Origin of the sequence: Kitasatospora fiedleri, assembly GCF_948472415.1 — a bacterium.
GTDB lineage: Bacteria > Actinomycetota > Actinomycetes > Streptomycetales > Streptomycetaceae > Kitasatospora > Kitasatospora fiedleri.
Genome location: NZ_OX419519.1, coordinates 4,143,829 through 4,157,991, shown reverse-complemented (window position 1 = coordinate 4,157,991; position 14,163 = coordinate 4,143,829). Strand labels below are relative to the sequence as shown.

Below are 14,163 nucleotides of genomic sequence, written 5' to 3'. Positions count from 1 at the left end.
CCCGGCACCGGCCGGGCCCGGCCGTCAGAAGATCGGCGGTCGGCCCAGCTGCGCCATCCGCCGCACCGTGCTCCACCGCATCGGCCGGCGCGGCGGGCAGGCCACCCGCACCCCCTCGAAGAAGCCGCCCCACCACGCCTTCAGGCCGTCCACCGGCGGGCGGCGCAGCAGGGTGTAGCCGATCCAGGAAGCGAGGTAGACCGGCACCAGCGGTGCCGGGAGGTGGCGCTTGGCCAGCCAGACCCGGTTGCGGGCGGTCATCCGGTAGTAGGAGGCGTGCCGGGCCGGGTCGGTGCGCGGGTGCTGGAGCACCAGGTCGGCGCGGTAGTCGATGCGCCATCCGGCGTCCAGCGCCCGCCAGGCGAAGTCGGTCTCCTCGTGCGCGTAGAAGAACTCCGCCGGGAACAGCCCGACCTGGTCGACCACGGCCATCCGGATGGCGTGGCCGCCGCCGAGGAACGTGGTCACCGGCCCGGACTGCATCGGGTCGGACGTGCCCAGGCGGGGGACGTGGCGGCGCTGGGTGAACCCGGTCTCGTCCGCGATCCGGAACGAGACGATGCCCAGCCGCGGGTCCTGCTCGAACGCCTCCCGGACCAGCCGGAAGGTATCCGTCCTGGGCAGCAGCCCGTCGTCGTCCAGCACCACCAGCACGTCCATGCCGCCGAGTTCGCGCAGCCGCTCCACGCCGGCGTTGCGCCCGCCCGGGATGCCCAGGTTCTCCGGCAGCTCCACCGCGTCCACCCACTCAGGGAGTTCGGGCAGCTCGGCGCCCTGCCCGAGCACCACCGTGCGCACCCCGGACTCGGAACCCTCCTGCGCCCGCACCGACTCCAGCAGCGCCACCAGCTCGGCGGGCCGGTTCCCCATCGTCAGCACCACCACGCCCAACGTGACGCCCATGTCCGACCCGACCCTTCGAGGACTCGATGAACTCTCCGACCACACCCTCCGGCGACGACCGGCCGCCGCTGCACGAGCCGGCGGCCGCGGGCCGCCTGCCCGACCACCGGACGATGGACCGGCCGACGCTCGCGCGGATCGCCGGCCGGCGGCCGGGCGGTCCGGGTGCGCGGCCCAGACTGCCACACCCCGCGACCCCGCTGGTACCGGATCCGACCTGGTTCGCCCGGCCGGAGAGCGCGACGTCCCTGCACGGCGTGCTGCACGGCGCCCGCGTCGCCGTCCTCGTCCAACTTCTCGGCCCCGACCGGGCGTTCGCGCTCGCCGCCCCGGCGTCCTGCCACGACTGCCGCCGCCGCAACGACCGCACCGATGCCGGCCACGGCGCCCGCGCCGCCCACTGGCTCACCCGGTACCCCACCGACCTCAGCGCCGCGTTCGGCCACGCACCCAGCCCCGAGGCGGTCACCGCCGTCGCCCTCCACGACGTCCCCCACCACGCCTCCACCCCCGAGCAACGCGCCGCCTACCAACAGCACCGCACGGCCGTCGACCTGCTCAAGGCCGCCGACGCCCTCGACCGCTACCGCCTGCCCGCCACCCGCTGGTGGCCCGACCTGCACCTGCTGCGGCCCGACGGCAACGCCATGCTCACCGCCCTGGCCACCGGCCGACCCGTGCACCTGCTGCACCTCACCCGCTCCCTGGACGCCATCCGCACCAGCGGCCACCTGCGCGCCTTCGACCGCCACCGCCACGCCCTCACCCGCGCCGAGGCCCACCAGGTCACCCGGTCCGTCACCGACCGGGTGCGCGCCGCCGCACCCCTACTGGACCTGATGCTCGCCGCCGCCGCCACCGGCCGCACCCGCCCCGACGCCGGGCCGTTCCTCGACCAACTGGCCGCCGCCGTCACGGTCATGCCCTACCTCGGCCACCTCTGCTTCGAGACCGCCGCCGAGTACCTCATGCTCCACTCCACCAGCACCGCGACGAAGAACTGCGCCGAACTGGGCGAGATGAACAACCACCTCTACAAGCAGCTCGCCTTCACCGCCGTCGACACCATGGGCGCCCTCTTCGACGTCGGCCGCTTCCGCCCCGGCCACCAACGCCTCCTCGACCTGATCGACGGCATCGAACCCGGCCTGTCCCAGAGCGCCGCCGCCTTCGTCCGCGACCGCCTCGCCCACCGCTTCACCGCCACCGCCCTCACCCCGGCCGCCGACGCCACCACCTTCGCCTTCACCGGCGCGGGCACCGACGACCTGCGCACCGCGGCCGCCCCGCTGCTCGGCCAGCTCCTCTTCCGCGAGGTCCGCCTCCTGGACCGCTACCCGCAGCTCTACCAGCTCTTCGAACAGGAGAAGGCCGCCGAGGCGTGGACCCACTGGAACGGCCGGCGCACCGCCCTCCCCTACAACGCGGCCTGCGGGCCCAAGGGCGAGATCGGCGTCAACCCCGTCGGCCCGCACGCCCAGGTCACCGTTTGGACCGCTGAGCGGTGCACCCGCGGGCTGCTCCACCGCGCCGAGCAGGTCGCCGCCGTACCGGCCCCCCGGCTCGCCCCCTGGGCCTTCTCGGCCCTGCGCGACCGCCGCGACGAGGACCGCTGGAAGAACCGCGCCGCCGCCCTCGCGTGATCATCGACGGGTCCAGGACAAGGCGGCTACGGCTGCTGCGGGGCCCGAACCGTTGACCAGTAGAGCTGAGCCCGGCGGTACGGCCGCGCACCCGGGTGGAACAGGGAGCGGGGCCTCGGGGTGTGGGTGCGGCCGGGGTGTGTGAGCGTGAGGCCATGAACGTGGGAATCATTGGTGCCGGTCGTCTCGGCACGGCTCTGGCCCAGGTCTTCACCCGGGCGGGCCACCAGGTGATGGTGTCGGGCAACCAGGGGCCGCAGGCGCTGGCGCCGCTCGTCGGCGAGCTGGGGGCGAACGCCTCGGCCGGGACACCCCAGGAGGCCGCCGACTTCGGCGACGTCGTGGTGCTGGCCGTCCAGTGGGACCAGAAGGAGAGCGCCGCGGCCTCGATCCCCTCCTGGCAGGGCCGCACCGTCCTGGTGCCGCTCAACCCGCTGCGGCAGAACGCCGCCGGCGGCCTGGAGGTCGCCGACACCGACGGAGTGCCGCCCACCGAGACCGTCGCCCGGCTCCTGCCCGGCGCCCTCGTGGTCAAGGGCTTCAACACCTACCTGGCCCAGGCCCTGACCGAGGACCCCGCCGTGGACGGCGGCCGCCGGATCGTCCTGCTCGCCGGAGACCACTCCGGCGCCAAGCGCAAGGTCGCCGACCTCGCCGACAGCGCGGGCTTCCAAGCCGTCGACACCGGCACCCTCACCGAGGGCGCGCCCCTGTTCGACACCGGCGGCCCCCTCAACGGCCTGAACCGGGACCTCCTGGCCCTGTGACCCACCGCTGACCCGACCGGACCGACTGACAGTCCGCACACCCCGAGGTAGCTCGGCCGGACCCGGGCGCGGCCGCACTGGGGACCCGTCCGTACCAGGTGGCCCGGGGTTCAGTGGTGGAGGGCGGCGGTGAGGGTGGGCTGGATGGTGAACCAGTCGGCGAGGCCGGCGGTGTGCAGGCGGCGCTGGAGGGAGGGGCTGAGGGGGCCGACGAGGTCGAGGCCGCCGGTGGGGCGGGCGTCGAGGAGGAGGCCGAGCAGGGTCTCGTCGCCGTGTTCGAGGGAGCCGAGGTCCACGATCAGGCGCAGGCCACAGGAGGTGGCCCGGGCGAAGTCGGCTTCGAGGTCCTCGCCCGCGTTCGCGTCGACGGTGCCGCGCAGGGTCAGGACGTAGGCGGTGGGGAAGGGGGCGTGGACCACCAGCAGGTCGTGCCGTTCGAATCCGCCGGAGCGTTCACCGGGCCAGGCCGTCGAGGTCGATGCGCAGAGCGAGCAGGGCGGTGTCGTCGCTGGACCAGCCGCCGTGCTGGTTCTCCAGGACGGCGGTGAGGTGGGCGATGGTGGCGGCGGCGTCCAGGTGGCGGGTGCCGGCCAGGGACTGGGCGAGGTCGGCCTCGCCGAAGATGGCGCCCGCCTGGTCGGGGTGGGTGCCGGGCCGGGGGCGGGCCTCGATCGCGCCGTCGGTGTAGAGGAGCAGCAGGTCGCCGGGTGCGAGGGTGAAGGGGACGTCGGTGAAGTGGACGTCGGGTGCGGGCAGGACGCCGATCACGGTGCCCGGTTCGCCGAGCTGTTCGACGCTGCCGTCGGTGCGGCGGATCAGGGCCGGGGGGTGGCCGCCGAGGGCGAGGGTGCCGGCGGCGCCGGTCTCGGTGAGGTGGAAGGCGGCGTAGGCGCAGGTGAGGAAGCGGTCGGCGTCCTGGGCGGCCATGGCGTTGTGCAGGCGTCCCAGGAGGTGGGCGGGGGTGCGGGTGTCGGTGGCGTCGGCGCGGATGGTGTGGCGGGCCATGGAGCCGAGTTGGGCAGCTTGGACGCCTTTGCCGCAGACGTCGCCCATCACGGCGGCCCAGTTGTTCGCGTGGGTGGGGAAGAGGTCGTAGAAGTCGCCGCCGACCTCGATGTCGGTGCGGTCGTCGCGGCGGGAGGCGGGCAGGTAGGAGGCGGCGGCTTCCAGCCCGGCCACGGTGCGCAGCGCGTTCGGGAGCAGGCCGGCCTGGAGGGTGTGGGCGAGGTCGGCGGAGCGCCGGTGCGCGGCCCGGGCGGCGGCGAGGGCCTGGCGAAGGTGGATCTCCGCGGAGACCGAGCGGGCCAGCGTCGCCAGGGTGATGAGGTCGGCGTCCGACCAGGCGCGGGCCTCGGTGTCGATCACGCACAGCGTGCCCAGCACGTGCCCGTCGGCATCCAGCAGGGGCTGACCGGCCCAGGCGCCGATCGCCATCGGGGTGGTGGCGGGGTGGTCGGCGGTGCGCGGATCGTGGGCGGCGTCGGCGACGACGAACGGCTCGCCGCTGCCGACCACGAAGGGGCAGTAGCTCTCGCTCAGCGGGCCCTGCCGGTCGGCGAGGTCGGGCAGGTCCACGCCGACGCACGCCTTCCAGAACGAACGTTCGGCGTCGACCAGGGTGACGAACGCCCGGCCCGCGCCGGTGATCCGGCCGGCCAGCGAGGCGAGGTCGTCGAAGACCTCCTCCGGCCCGGTGTCCATCAGCCCGGTCGCCGCCACCGCCCGCAGCCGCGCCGGGTCCGAAAGCGCCGCGGGGAGGCCGTCCGCCCGCACCCCGCTCCGGTACTCCACCGCCACCACCTCCCGCCGTCCCTTGATGCCTGCCGTCTTCAAGCGAAACACACTTCCGCGCCCGGCCGGCCTGCGGCTGCCCGCCCGTAGCACCGCCCGGGTGCTCGCCCGACGCGCGGGCGGTGCGGTCGCGGGCGGTGCGGTCGCGGGCGCCGCGGTCGCGGGCGGTGCGGTCAGCGGACGGCGGGGAGGTCCGCGGTGACGGTGAAGACCTTGCCGGCCCCGGTGATGTCGAGCAGGTGCGTGGCGGCCTGCGAGGGCCGGGTCAGCCACAGCGCGCAACCGGCGGCCTCGCTGTCCATCCGGGCGTGCAGCAGGACGTTGAGGCCGGAGCTGCTGATGAAGTCCACGTCGTTCAGGTCGATGTGCAGGGCCGCGGGGCGGGCGGCCAGTGCGTGCTCCAGGGCTGCGGTCAGCTGCGGTGCCGTGTCGAGGTCGAGTTCGCCCGCGCAGGCCAGGACCGGCCCGGCGTCGCTGTCGTACACGGTGACGGTGAACGCCTCGTCGTCGATCATGGCCACCCCTTCGCCTTCCCTGAGAACCGTTGCGTCGTGACAAACAATAGGGGACGGGAACCCGGTGGTGACGGGCGGTGGAATCGAATCCGGCCGCTGCGGCAGGCGGGGCACCGCCGACTCGTGCCGGTGTCAGGATTCGGGGGCGCTCAGCAGGACCCACACGGTCTTGCCGCCCGGGAGGGGTTCCACGCCCCACTTCTGGGCGAGGCGCTGCACGATGTGCATCCCGTGGCCGTTGGGCTGCTCCGGCCGCCAGGGCCGCACCACCGGCATGCCGGTGCCCGAGTCCGTCACCGCCACCGTCATCCGCGCCGGGCCGGGCATCCCGGAGTCCTCGGCGCGCACATCCAAGGCGGTCGGGCCGGGGGTGTGCCGCTGGGCGTTGGCCAGCAGCTCGCACGCCACCAGCAGCACGTTCTCGCGGTAGCGGTCGCCCTTGAGCGCGGTGGCGGGCAGCGTGTCCAGCACCTCGCGCAGACGGGCCATCCCCCACGTCACCGGCCGCTTCACGTCCGGGCCGAACGCGATGCGCCAGTGCTGCTCCGCGCCGTGCGCCACGCCCGTCGCCTCCCGCTCGTCCCGGCTCTTGCGTCTTCCTCGGGGTCGGCCTCGCGCACGGCCGGTCCCCCGCATCGTACGCGCCCCGGTGCGGGCGTACCGGCGCGGACCGGGTGCCGGGCCGCCTTGTGTGAGGGCTCTACAGGGCCAGGGTGGCGCTGACACGCTTGCCGCCGCCCGGCAGCGGGCGCACCTCGCAGACGTCCGTGAGCAGCTGCACGATGGGCCAGCCCCGGCCGCCCGGGCGTGACGGGTCGCGCAGCGCCGCGAAGTCGCCGTGCGGGTGGCGGCCGTCCGCGTCCTCGACGCTGATCCGCAACCGCGAACCCCCGTCCTCGACCCGCACCTCGAAGCCCGTGACGCCGCCCGCGTGGCAGATCGCGTTGGTGACCAGCTCGGTGACCACCAGCCGCGCATCGGCCTCCCGGTCCGTCATCGCCCCCGCCGTGCCCGCCAGCGCCCGGCTCACCGCCTCCCGCGCCCGCCCCGCCGTCCACACCGGTACGCCGGTCGCCCGTACACGTTCCTCCCGGCTGCTGTCCGCGGGCGGATGCGGGGCGGGGTGCGGCATGACGGTGACCTCGGATCGGTGCGCGGCCTGACGGCACAAAAGGGAGGAGGGTGCTGACACGGCGACTGCCCCAACCCTCCCTGTCCACTCTCCCTCGGCCGGGTTTCTCGACCGCGCCGACCGCCCGGCGGTGGTCGCGGGGGCGGATCGCTGGGCCGGGCGACGGCATCCGGGCCGCGGCTGTGCTCGGACCGGTCGATCGGGGGAAGGCGTGGGGGTGGACGACTACGACGTGGACGCGGTGTTGCAGCAGGCACTGGACCGGCTGACGGTGCTGGCCGACGTCAACACGGCCCTGGCCGGAACCCTGGACGCCACCGAGGGCCTGCGCCGGGTGGCGCGGATCGCGGCGCGCCGGCTGGGCGACTGGTGCGCCATCGACCTGCTGACCGCCAAGGGCCGCATCGAGCGCGTCTGCGTCACCCGCACCCCCACCAGCCCGCCGCCGCGCGAGGAACTGGTACTGCTGACCGAGCCACCGGCCTCGGCCGCCGGCCCGCTGGCCCGCGTGCTGCGCGGCGCCGGTCCCCTGCTGCTGACCGGCGCCGACCTCGCCCCCGACGACGCCGACCCGTGGGACGAGGAACAGGCCGACCTGCTGACCGGCGCCGCCAGCGCCGTCCTCGCGCCGCTGCGCGCCCACCGGGAGGTCCTCGGCGCCCTGACCCTCACCCGCACCGCGCAGCACCCCTCGTTCACCGAGCAGGACCTGCCGCTGATCGAGGACCTGGCCCACCGCGTCGGCCTCGCCGTCGAGAACGCCCGCCTGCACCGCGAGACCCGCAGCATCGCCGAACGCCTCCAGCGCTCCCTGCTCCCCGACCTGCCCACCACCAACGGCCTGCAGATGGCCGCCCGCTACACCCCCTCGCACGCCACCGCCGAGGTCGGCGGCGACTGGTACGACAGCTTCGTGCTGCCCACCGGCCACACCACCCTGATCATCGGCGACGTCACCGGCCACGACCTCAAGGCCGCCGTCACCATGAGCCAGCTGCGCAACATGCTGCGCGGCATCGCCTGCGACCGCCAGGAACCCGCCGACAAGATCCTGCAGCGCATGGACCTCGCCCAGCAGACCCTCTACCCAGGCACCACCGCCACCTGCGTCTACGCCATCCTCGAAGGCCCCGAGGGCGGCCCCTGGAAACTCGAGTACGCCGTCGCCGGCCACCCCCCGCCCCTGCTGGTCACCCCCGACGGCGACACCCGCTACCTCGACGGCGGCCGCAGCCACCTCCTGGGCGTCACCACCCGCCTGCCCCGCACCAACGCCACCGAGACCCTGCCCGCCGGCTCCACCCTCCTGCTCTACACCGACGGCCTGATCGAGCGCCGCGGCGAGAACATCGACCACGGCTTCACCCGCCTGCGCCAGCACGCCGCCGCCCTCGCCCGCGAAGACCCCGACACCCTCCTCGACGAACTCCTCACCGGCCTCGCCGCCGACACCACCGACGACGTCGCCCTCCTCGCCCTGCGCCTCCCCGTAGCCGGCACCGACAGCCCCACACCGACCACAGCCCGGTCGACCTGACCGGAACTGGAAGACTCCTGTGGACCAGCCGAGCAAGATACAAGTCTGCTCCACGGCCCGCACATCGACGATCGGCCAGCGGCCCACCCATTGTGCTCCAACCCCGGCCCTACCGACTGCGGTTCCCCTCGTCCCAACCTCACGCGGAGTGATGTCCAGGCCCGCAGATGGGCCCGGCTGGACGGGGGCGGGCGTGGGTGGAAAGGGGGTCCGAGGGGGCGATCGGGGGCGTCGTCCCCGCACCGTCCCCGCAGCGGTCCATAATTCAGGCATTCCAGGCACCACTTCGAGAGGACCGAGCGGGCCCCGAACCGCTCCGGGCACGAAGAAGGCCAGGTCAGACGGTGTCTGACCTGGCCTCAAGTCGGGTGGGCCGCCAGGGGTTCGAACCCTGAACCTACGGATTAAAAGTCCGACCTGGTTCGTGATTCGATGGGTTGGGACCGCCTACGTGCTGTCATTTCTGCAGCGTACGGGCCCCCGCAGTGATGGCCTGTCCGGCGTCGGACCGGCTGTGCCACGCAGTCCGCTCACGCATCGCTCACGCAGATCGATCCTGTAGGGCGCTCAGTGTGCCTGGGGAGGACCCGGCAGTGGCACCACTGGGTCTCCTGGACGGGCGAGCGCCCAGCGGCTGCCGTCGAGCTCGATGGACCCGGCGTCGGGCTCGCCCTCTCCAATCGGGGCGAGCCTGGCGGTAACAACCTCCCCGCCCTCGGGAACTGGCAGCCCCAGGGCCAGAGCCGACTGCTGGTGGTGCCGCGTGAGTACGACGATGCCTTCCTGGGCCAGCCGGGGGCGAACGTCCCGCACCCGCTTCATGTAGTCCGGCTGCATTGCCACGGTGGCCATCGACGCGGGGTTGATCCGCCGGTGCTGTGCCGTGCGCAACAGCTCCACCACCCGCTCCTGGGCAGACCGGTAGGACAGAATGGCAGCCACCTGGCCCGGGGCGAGGCCGAGCAGAGTGTTGTGTGGCAGTGCCATTCGGTGGAACAGCCACTGGATGGACTCACGCCCGGGGCGAGAGAGGGGCCGCTTACCGTCTCGATTCGCTCCCGGAAGCAGCAGGTCTTCCTCTACTAGGAGCAGGCCGGCACTCCATTCGGACCGGGCCTCGTCCAGCTGAAGCAGCAGGCACACCTGGCCGACCTGCTCGGCTCCGAATAGCCAGTGGCGACCCATCGTGAACTTCAGGTCGACCTCGCAGCCAGCTACGGAGAGATCCATTTGTTCTCCGGGTTCGAGGCCCAGGGCGTTCGCCAGGACGATCTCGACCTTGGTGCCGAGGTAGCTCTTCTCACTTCGATGAAGCTGAGACAGCTGATAGCGACCGGTGTGCTGACCGTCGAGAATCTCGTCCATGGCAGTGCGCAGCGCCCCGGCAATCCGCTCGCCCCTGGGGTCGAGTGCGCGCAGCTCTGCAGCGACCGTCTCGATCCGAGCGGCCTCTGACCGGGAGCGGGTCAGAACTGGCACGTCGAGACCCGCTTCGAAAGCGTGTGGCCGCTTGGGCGGAGGATCCTGGGCGTCAGTCTGCGGAACGGCTTGGGGGTTGAACCCGTCTGCCGAAACGCCCCACGGACGTCCGAACATGCCGAGCAGCAGGGCCAGCGAGCGCTCGCTCTCCTCGGCACGCCTGCGCGCAGCCGCCAGCTCCTCGTGAAGCTCGATGATGCGGCTTCGGGCGGCCTCCAGTTCGGCGGCCTCCCATGACCGGGTCGCCTTCGCGGCAGGCGCTTTGGGCGCCTTGCGACGGGTCTGGGACGCGGCACGGGAGGCGACCTTCAGGCGCTCGACTTGTGCCGCCTTCGCCTCCCGCTCCTCTGGCGTCGCACAGATCTCGACGATGGCCGAGATGAGCGGGCCTGCGTTACCGATGCCGTCCCCCGTCAAGCAGCGGGACACCGCGTAGTAGCGCGGTGGCTCGGCACCCTTGAAGTGCTCGGGCCTTAGCGCCGCGCTGAGGCCCCTGAGACCGATCCCACTGCGGTCAACGAGTTCCCGCAGAACCCGTAGGAGCTCGGTCGTGTCGGCGTCCAGGTCTGCTGTCAACGGCGCCCAAGGCCGGCCCCGACGTCGCCCGGGTGGTGCCAAAACTCCCCCATTTGATTGCTTAGTACATGCTTTGATCGTATGTACAAATCTATCAAATGGCTCCGGGCAAGTCCTTCCCGGATGCTGGTGCAGCACACCCGCACACGGCCGGCGGGATTCAACCAAGCACCTGGAGAGCACCGATGCGAGGTCACCGTCTGGTGGACCTGATCGCCTTCCTGTCCATCCTGGCCACCGCGGTCGCCTTGGTCGCGCTGGGGGTCCGCCCCGAACAAATCAGCGTAGTGGCTTCGGCTCTGGCTCTGCTCCACAGCACGTGGCGGAAGCCCGGTCGGAAGGAGTCACCACCTCCCCGGTCCTTGAGCCGTCCTGCAGGAGAGCTCCGAGCGGATTCGTGCGACGACCGTCATAGGATCGCCGACGGTTCGGCCGCACGCGCCCCGAGACCCCGCGGGAACAACGACACTGCCGATCTTGCAGAGTAGGCGGGCACACGGCTTCGGCAGACGGCCAGCCGGAGGATCACCCATACGCGGGGCGAATGGAGCGCCGAGGAAACGAATGGGTAGCCAACCTGCCCACCCTCCTGGAGATCGACACCATCGGCCCGCCTTGGACGAGGTCTTGTATCCCTTGTCGATACAGCCCGACAAGTCGGTCATTCGGTGGAGCCGTCGTGGGGCAGCAGTCCGGTGGGGGCGATGTAGCCCTCGCCGGGCTCGAGTCGGAAGCGGTACACGTTCAACCGGTGACCGACGGTGACGTATGTCCGACCTGGCTTGTGATTCGGTGGGTTGGGGCCGCCTGCCTGCTGTCATTTCCCCACCGTGCGGGCCCGCACGGTGGCGGCCTGTCCGGTGCCGAAGGGGCTGTACCACCACGGGGCCTGCTCACGCATCACTCATGCAGGAACGCCCATCTGGCGCGCTACCTACCGCCTCTTGGCCGGCCACGCCAAGGCCCTCCCGCGCTGCCAGGATCCGACGCCCGACAAGCGATCTGCCACTGCCCGGCCGACACTTGATCATGTGACTAGACCATCGGCTCGTACGGCGATACCACTCACCGTGCATGACTCCCTTGTGGTGCGGCGTTTCGTCGGGAGCGACTCCGTCGAAGACCTGACGCGCCTGCTCCACCGCGCCTACGCCGAGCACGCTGCTGCCGGGCGAGTCTTCTTCGCCTCCTACCAGTCCGTAGCGGACACAGTCAGCCGCCTGGGAAAGGGTGAGTGCTGGTTGGCCGTGCAGGGGTCGGAGCTGGTGGGAACCGTGACGCTGACGGCCCCGTACGAGGTACCGGACGGGTACCCGGCTCCGGTCGGAGCGGGCTCGTTCTGGCAACTGGCGGTGGATCCTGCGTACCGGGGGTCCGGTCTCGGACAGCGACTGCTGACAGTGGCCGAGGAACGGATCGCCGCTCTCGGGGCGACCTCGGTGGTCATCGACACCTCAGCCGAGGCAGCCAACTTGGTCGCCTGGTACCGCCGACGGGGATACGTCCCGATCAGCACCTGGCGGTGGGACGTGACCAACTACGAGAGCGTCGTGCTCCTGCATGACCTTTCCAAGGGCTCACTGCCGAGTCGAGAAGGCACGGGAGCTCGCGACTCGTGACCCACCACACGCCCTCCTGGAGAGAAGTTCAGCGCTCTCAGGACGCTGGAGCAGTCGGCCAGCTTCACGGCAATCCTCCTTGGGACTGCTCAGACCTTGGCCCTACGCCACGGAGCACCGGGGTCCGAAAGCGTGTCGAGAATCAGCTCGCACCAGGTCACAGCCGCATTGACCGTCAGGCGAGCGTGGCGCACTCCGAGTCCGGACGGTGCACTCGCCTGCCCATGACCACTGCCGAAGCCCTGGTTGCGCAGTTCGGCAACACCGATAGCGATATTCACCGACCCCGAAAGAATCTTCTTCACGGACTTGCTCCCGTCGGGTCCGTCAGGAGCCGAGGCGGCATCGAGGTTCAGCGCCTTCTGGACTGCGTTGATCAGAGCGGGCAGCACGGCGTTCTTGTCGACCTCGATGTTCAGCTCCCGAAGAGCCGTCTTCGCCGTCGCTTCGATGAGCTGCTTGGCCGCACCGATGGCCCCATGAGGGTCAGTGGTCAGATCCCGCCGAATGCGCTCCAGCTCGATCGTGATACCTGAAGCGTCGCTCAGAGCGCTGAGGTCGCGGACCAGCACCGGCGGGTTGGACCAGGAGATCCTTCCCTGAGCGTCGAGGGCGAAGCCGTCCCGCTCCAAGCGGACTCTGATGTCGTCCAGCCACTTCGGTGTCCCCTGATCGTCCGGGCTCCGATAGGCACGGATGAAGTCCTCGAAGACCAAAAGCGCGCGCCGAACATGGTTTGGATCACTCCAGTCCACACCCTCCGCGTACAGCATGAACTCGGTTCGCCGCTGCCCCGAGTCCTGGTACCGCAGCTCCTTCGGTGGAATGGGCGCAAACCCGTGATCCTCCCACAGCTCTGCCACGATCCGGATGGTTAGGTCCGTGGCCAGAGAGCGGAACGCGTTGCGCGTTGCGGGGCTCACCAGCTCCCGCCGTGTGGTGACGGTCATGGACTGACGATAGGAGCAGACCCCCACGCCGTCACGGTCTTTTCCCAAGAACAGCTGCTGCTCCAGGCGCGGTCAGCCTGCCCAGCAAGTCTCAGATCCTTAGCCGGTCGGCCGCTGAGGGGTTACTTACTCGATCGTGGCGACGGGGCCTCGGCTCCCACTACAAGTCGCCCCGGTCTCAGGTCGAGCTTCTTCAGGAAGGGTCTCGACGGCAATCTCAGGCTTCCGCCCCAGCTTGGCCTTGAATTCGACAAACCGGTTTTTGACATGCGGAGCGGCCTTCAACGCCAGGTATGTCACCGCGACACCTACGGCGGCACCCACTACCAGGCCGACCTGGGAACCGTCCGCGTAGCCGTCCTGGACACCTTCGGCTCTGATCCGATCGATCTCGGCGTCTGCGGGGAAGAGCACCGCATGGGTTTTGAGGTCGTTCTCTTCATTCCGCGCGAGAGAGCTGCGGCCTCCGGGGGTGCTCGACTGCGACAGGCGCATGGTTGATGGGTACTCGACCAGCATCAGTTGCTGGGTCATCGCAGGGGGTTCATCAGAGGACATGTGGCAACTGTACGGAGCACTGGCGGTTCCGCGCCGGAAAACGGGGAGGTCGGCCGCTTGCGCGCTACTCCCCTACGGCCGGAGCGTCGCCAAGCTGGCTGTCCGTACCCTGCTCGGCCGGGCTGTCGGTGCTGAGCAGTTCGCCGAAGTGCCCGAACACCCAGTCGTCAACCATCTGCGGGTACGCCTCAATGAGATACACGGGCAACGGGGCACGGGGCTCCTCGATCCCGAACACCCACTGCGAGACGACGTTGTCACCCAAAGTCAGATCCGTTACGGCCGTTCGCAGAAGCGACACGCGATCAAGGATTCTGCGCGCACTCGCACTGTTCATGTGACCGATGTCAGCACCCTCATGCGCAATGAAGTTGCGGGCCTTGCGAGCCTTGTCGAGCACGTTCACGTCCCATGACCTGGCGTGCGCCAAATGACGCCCCAGGTCGCGCAGAGTCTCGCCGAGCATTTTGTCCGCCGGCAGCGCCGCGATGGCGTCCTGCAGGGTCGCCACTGGATCGGCCTCGTACGTCTTCACCATGTTGCCGATGCGCAGCACGTACTTGCACTTCGCCTCGAACGAGTTAGCCAAGTGCAGTGCTCGGCCGGACGACATGAATAGCCCTTCCAGCAGCTCTGGTTCACGCGGTGTCAGGTATCCCAGCGACCAGCCCATGTGTTCCACGGTAGTGGCAT

At 71.0% G+C, this 14,163-nt stretch carries 14 protein-coding genes and 1 tRNA gene; 4 read left to right on the top strand and 11 right to left on the bottom strand.

Annotation, left to right across the window (positions count from 1 at the left end):
• Positions 1 to 24: 24 nt before the first annotated feature.
• Positions 25 to 903 carry a glycosyltransferase family 2 protein gene (locus tag QMQ26_RS19285; RefSeq protein WP_282202122.1) on the bottom strand — a complete coding sequence of 293 codons (879 nt, stop codon included), beginning with the start codon at positions 901 to 903 and terminating at the stop codon, positions 25 to 27.
• A gap of 26 nt (positions 904 to 929) precedes the next feature.
• Here QMQ26_RS19285 and QMQ26_RS19280 point away from each other — a divergent pair, with 26 nt between their 5' ends.
• Both QMQ26_RS19280 and QMQ26_RS19275 read left to right on the top strand, forming a co-directional pair.
• A complete protein-coding gene (locus QMQ26_RS19280; protein WP_282202121.1) occupies positions 930 to 2,546 on the top strand; it encodes a hypothetical protein in 1,617 nt (538 codons plus the stop codon).
• Positions 2,547 to 2,701: 155 nt separating this feature from the next.
• Positions 2,702 to 3,313, top strand: a complete 612-nt coding sequence (locus QMQ26_RS19275; RefSeq protein WP_282202120.1) for an NADPH-dependent F420 reductase — start codon at positions 2,702 to 2,704, stop codon at positions 3,311 to 3,313.
• A gap of 110 nt (positions 3,314 to 3,423) precedes the next feature.
• On the opposite strand, the gene QMQ26_RS19270 is transcribed toward QMQ26_RS19275, so the two are convergent.
• The 5 genes from QMQ26_RS19270 to QMQ26_RS19250 all read right to left on the bottom strand — a co-directional run bounded on the left by QMQ26_RS19270 (position 3,424) and on the right by QMQ26_RS19250 (position 6,751).
• The gene (locus tag QMQ26_RS19270) at positions 3,424 to 3,732 is read right to left on the bottom strand and encodes an STAS domain-containing protein (RefSeq protein WP_282202119.1); all 309 of its coding nucleotides are present in this window, start codon (positions 3,730 to 3,732) and stop codon (positions 3,424 to 3,426) included.
• A gap of 34 nt (positions 3,733 to 3,766) precedes the next feature.
• Entirely contained in the window at positions 3,767 to 5,146 is a 1,380-nt protein-coding gene (locus tag QMQ26_RS19265) for a PP2C family protein-serine/threonine phosphatase (RefSeq protein WP_282202118.1), read from the bottom strand.
• 131 nt (positions 5,147 to 5,277) lie between these two features.
• Entirely contained in the window at positions 5,278 to 5,619 is a 342-nt protein-coding gene (locus QMQ26_RS19260; protein WP_282202117.1) for an STAS domain-containing protein, read from the bottom strand.
• A 132-nt stretch (positions 5,620 to 5,751) separates the two neighbouring features.
• Positions 5,752 to 6,180, bottom strand: coding sequence for an ATP-binding protein (locus QMQ26_RS19255; RefSeq protein ID WP_282202116.1), 429 nt, complete (start codon positions 6,178 to 6,180; stop codon positions 5,752 to 5,754).
• 139 nt (positions 6,181 to 6,319) lie between these two features.
• Positions 6,320 to 6,751: an ATP-binding protein gene (locus tag QMQ26_RS19250; RefSeq protein ID WP_282202115.1), complete on the bottom strand. Its 432-nt coding sequence runs from the start codon at positions 6,749 to 6,751 to the stop codon at positions 6,320 to 6,322.
• A 217-nt stretch (positions 6,752 to 6,968) separates the two neighbouring features.
• Between QMQ26_RS19250 and QMQ26_RS19245 the strand changes: the two genes are divergently transcribed.
• Complete coding sequence (locus tag QMQ26_RS19245) at positions 6,969 to 8,288, top strand: PP2C family protein-serine/threonine phosphatase (protein ID WP_282202114.1); 1,320 nt, start codon at positions 6,969 to 6,971, stop codon at positions 8,286 to 8,288.
• A 369-nt stretch (positions 8,289 to 8,657) separates the two neighbouring features.
• Here the strand turns inward: QMQ26_RS19245 and QMQ26_RS19240 are convergent.
• Together QMQ26_RS19240 and QMQ26_RS19235 are read right to left on the bottom strand one after the other, a co-directional pair.
• A tRNA-Ser gene (locus QMQ26_RS19240) sits at positions 8,658 to 8,768 on the bottom strand.
• 87 nt (positions 8,769 to 8,855) lie between these two features.
• Positions 8,856 to 10,343: a NaeI family type II restriction endonuclease gene (locus QMQ26_RS19235; RefSeq protein ID WP_282202113.1), complete on the bottom strand. Its 1,488-nt coding sequence runs from the start codon at positions 10,341 to 10,343 to the stop codon at positions 8,856 to 8,858.
• A 1,070-nt stretch (positions 10,344 to 11,413) separates the two neighbouring features.
• Between QMQ26_RS19235 and QMQ26_RS19230 the strand changes: the two genes are divergently transcribed.
• The gene (locus tag QMQ26_RS19230) at positions 11,414 to 11,962 is read left to right on the top strand and encodes a GNAT family N-acetyltransferase (protein ID WP_282202112.1); all 549 of its coding nucleotides are present in this window, start codon (positions 11,414 to 11,416) and stop codon (positions 11,960 to 11,962) included.
• Between the two features lie 89 nt (positions 11,963 to 12,051).
• Here the strand turns inward: QMQ26_RS19230 and QMQ26_RS19225 are convergent, their stop codons facing one another.
• The 3 genes from QMQ26_RS19225 to QMQ26_RS19215 all read right to left on the bottom strand — a co-directional run bounded on the left by QMQ26_RS19225 (position 12,052) and on the right by QMQ26_RS19215 (position 14,143).
• Positions 12,052 to 12,912 (bottom strand): abortive infection family protein, encoded by an 861-nt coding sequence (locus tag QMQ26_RS19225; protein ID WP_282202111.1) that lies wholly within the window; start codon positions 12,910 to 12,912, stop codon positions 12,052 to 12,054.
• Between the two features lie 126 nt (positions 12,913 to 13,038).
• A complete protein-coding gene (locus QMQ26_RS19220) occupies positions 13,039 to 13,470 on the bottom strand; it encodes a hypothetical protein (protein ID WP_282202110.1) in 432 nt (143 codons plus the stop codon).
• A 64-nt stretch (positions 13,471 to 13,534) separates the two neighbouring features.
• Positions 13,535 to 14,143 carry a hypothetical protein gene (locus QMQ26_RS19215; protein WP_282202109.1) on the bottom strand — a complete coding sequence of 203 codons (609 nt, stop codon included), beginning with the start codon at positions 14,141 to 14,143 and terminating at the stop codon, positions 13,535 to 13,537.
• Positions 14,144 to 14,163: the final 20 nt, after the last annotated feature.

Excerpts from the sequence above, each read along its gene's own strand:
- QMQ26_RS19285 (WP_282202122.1), bottom strand. The coding sequence starts at position 903 with ATGGGCGTCACGTTGGGCGTGGTGGTGCTGACGATGGGGAACCGGCCC.
- QMQ26_RS19280 (WP_282202121.1), top strand. The coding sequence starts at position 930 with ATGAACTCTCCGACCACACCCTCCGGCGACGACCGGCCGCCGCTGCAC.
- QMQ26_RS19275 (WP_282202120.1), top strand. The coding sequence starts at position 2,702 with ATGAACGTGGGAATCATTGGTGCCGGTCGTCTCGGCACGGCTCTGGCC.
- QMQ26_RS19260 (WP_282202117.1), bottom strand. The coding sequence starts at position 5,619 with ATGATCGACGACGAGGCGTTCACCGTCACCGTGTACGACAGCGACGCC.
- QMQ26_RS19250 (WP_282202115.1), bottom strand. The coding sequence starts at position 6,751 with ATGCCGCACCCCGCCCCGCATCCGCCCGCGGACAGCAGCCGGGAGGAA.
- QMQ26_RS19225 (WP_282202111.1), bottom strand. The coding sequence starts at position 12,912 with ATGACCGTCACCACACGGCGGGAGCTGGTGAGCCCCGCAACGCGCAAC.
- QMQ26_RS19220 (WP_282202110.1), bottom strand. The coding sequence starts at position 13,470 with ATGTCCTCTGATGAACCCCCTGCGATGACCCAGCAACTGATGCTGGTC.
- QMQ26_RS19215 (WP_282202109.1), bottom strand. The coding sequence starts at position 14,143 with ATGGGCTGGTCGCTGGGATACCTGACACCGCGTGAACCAGAGCTGCTG.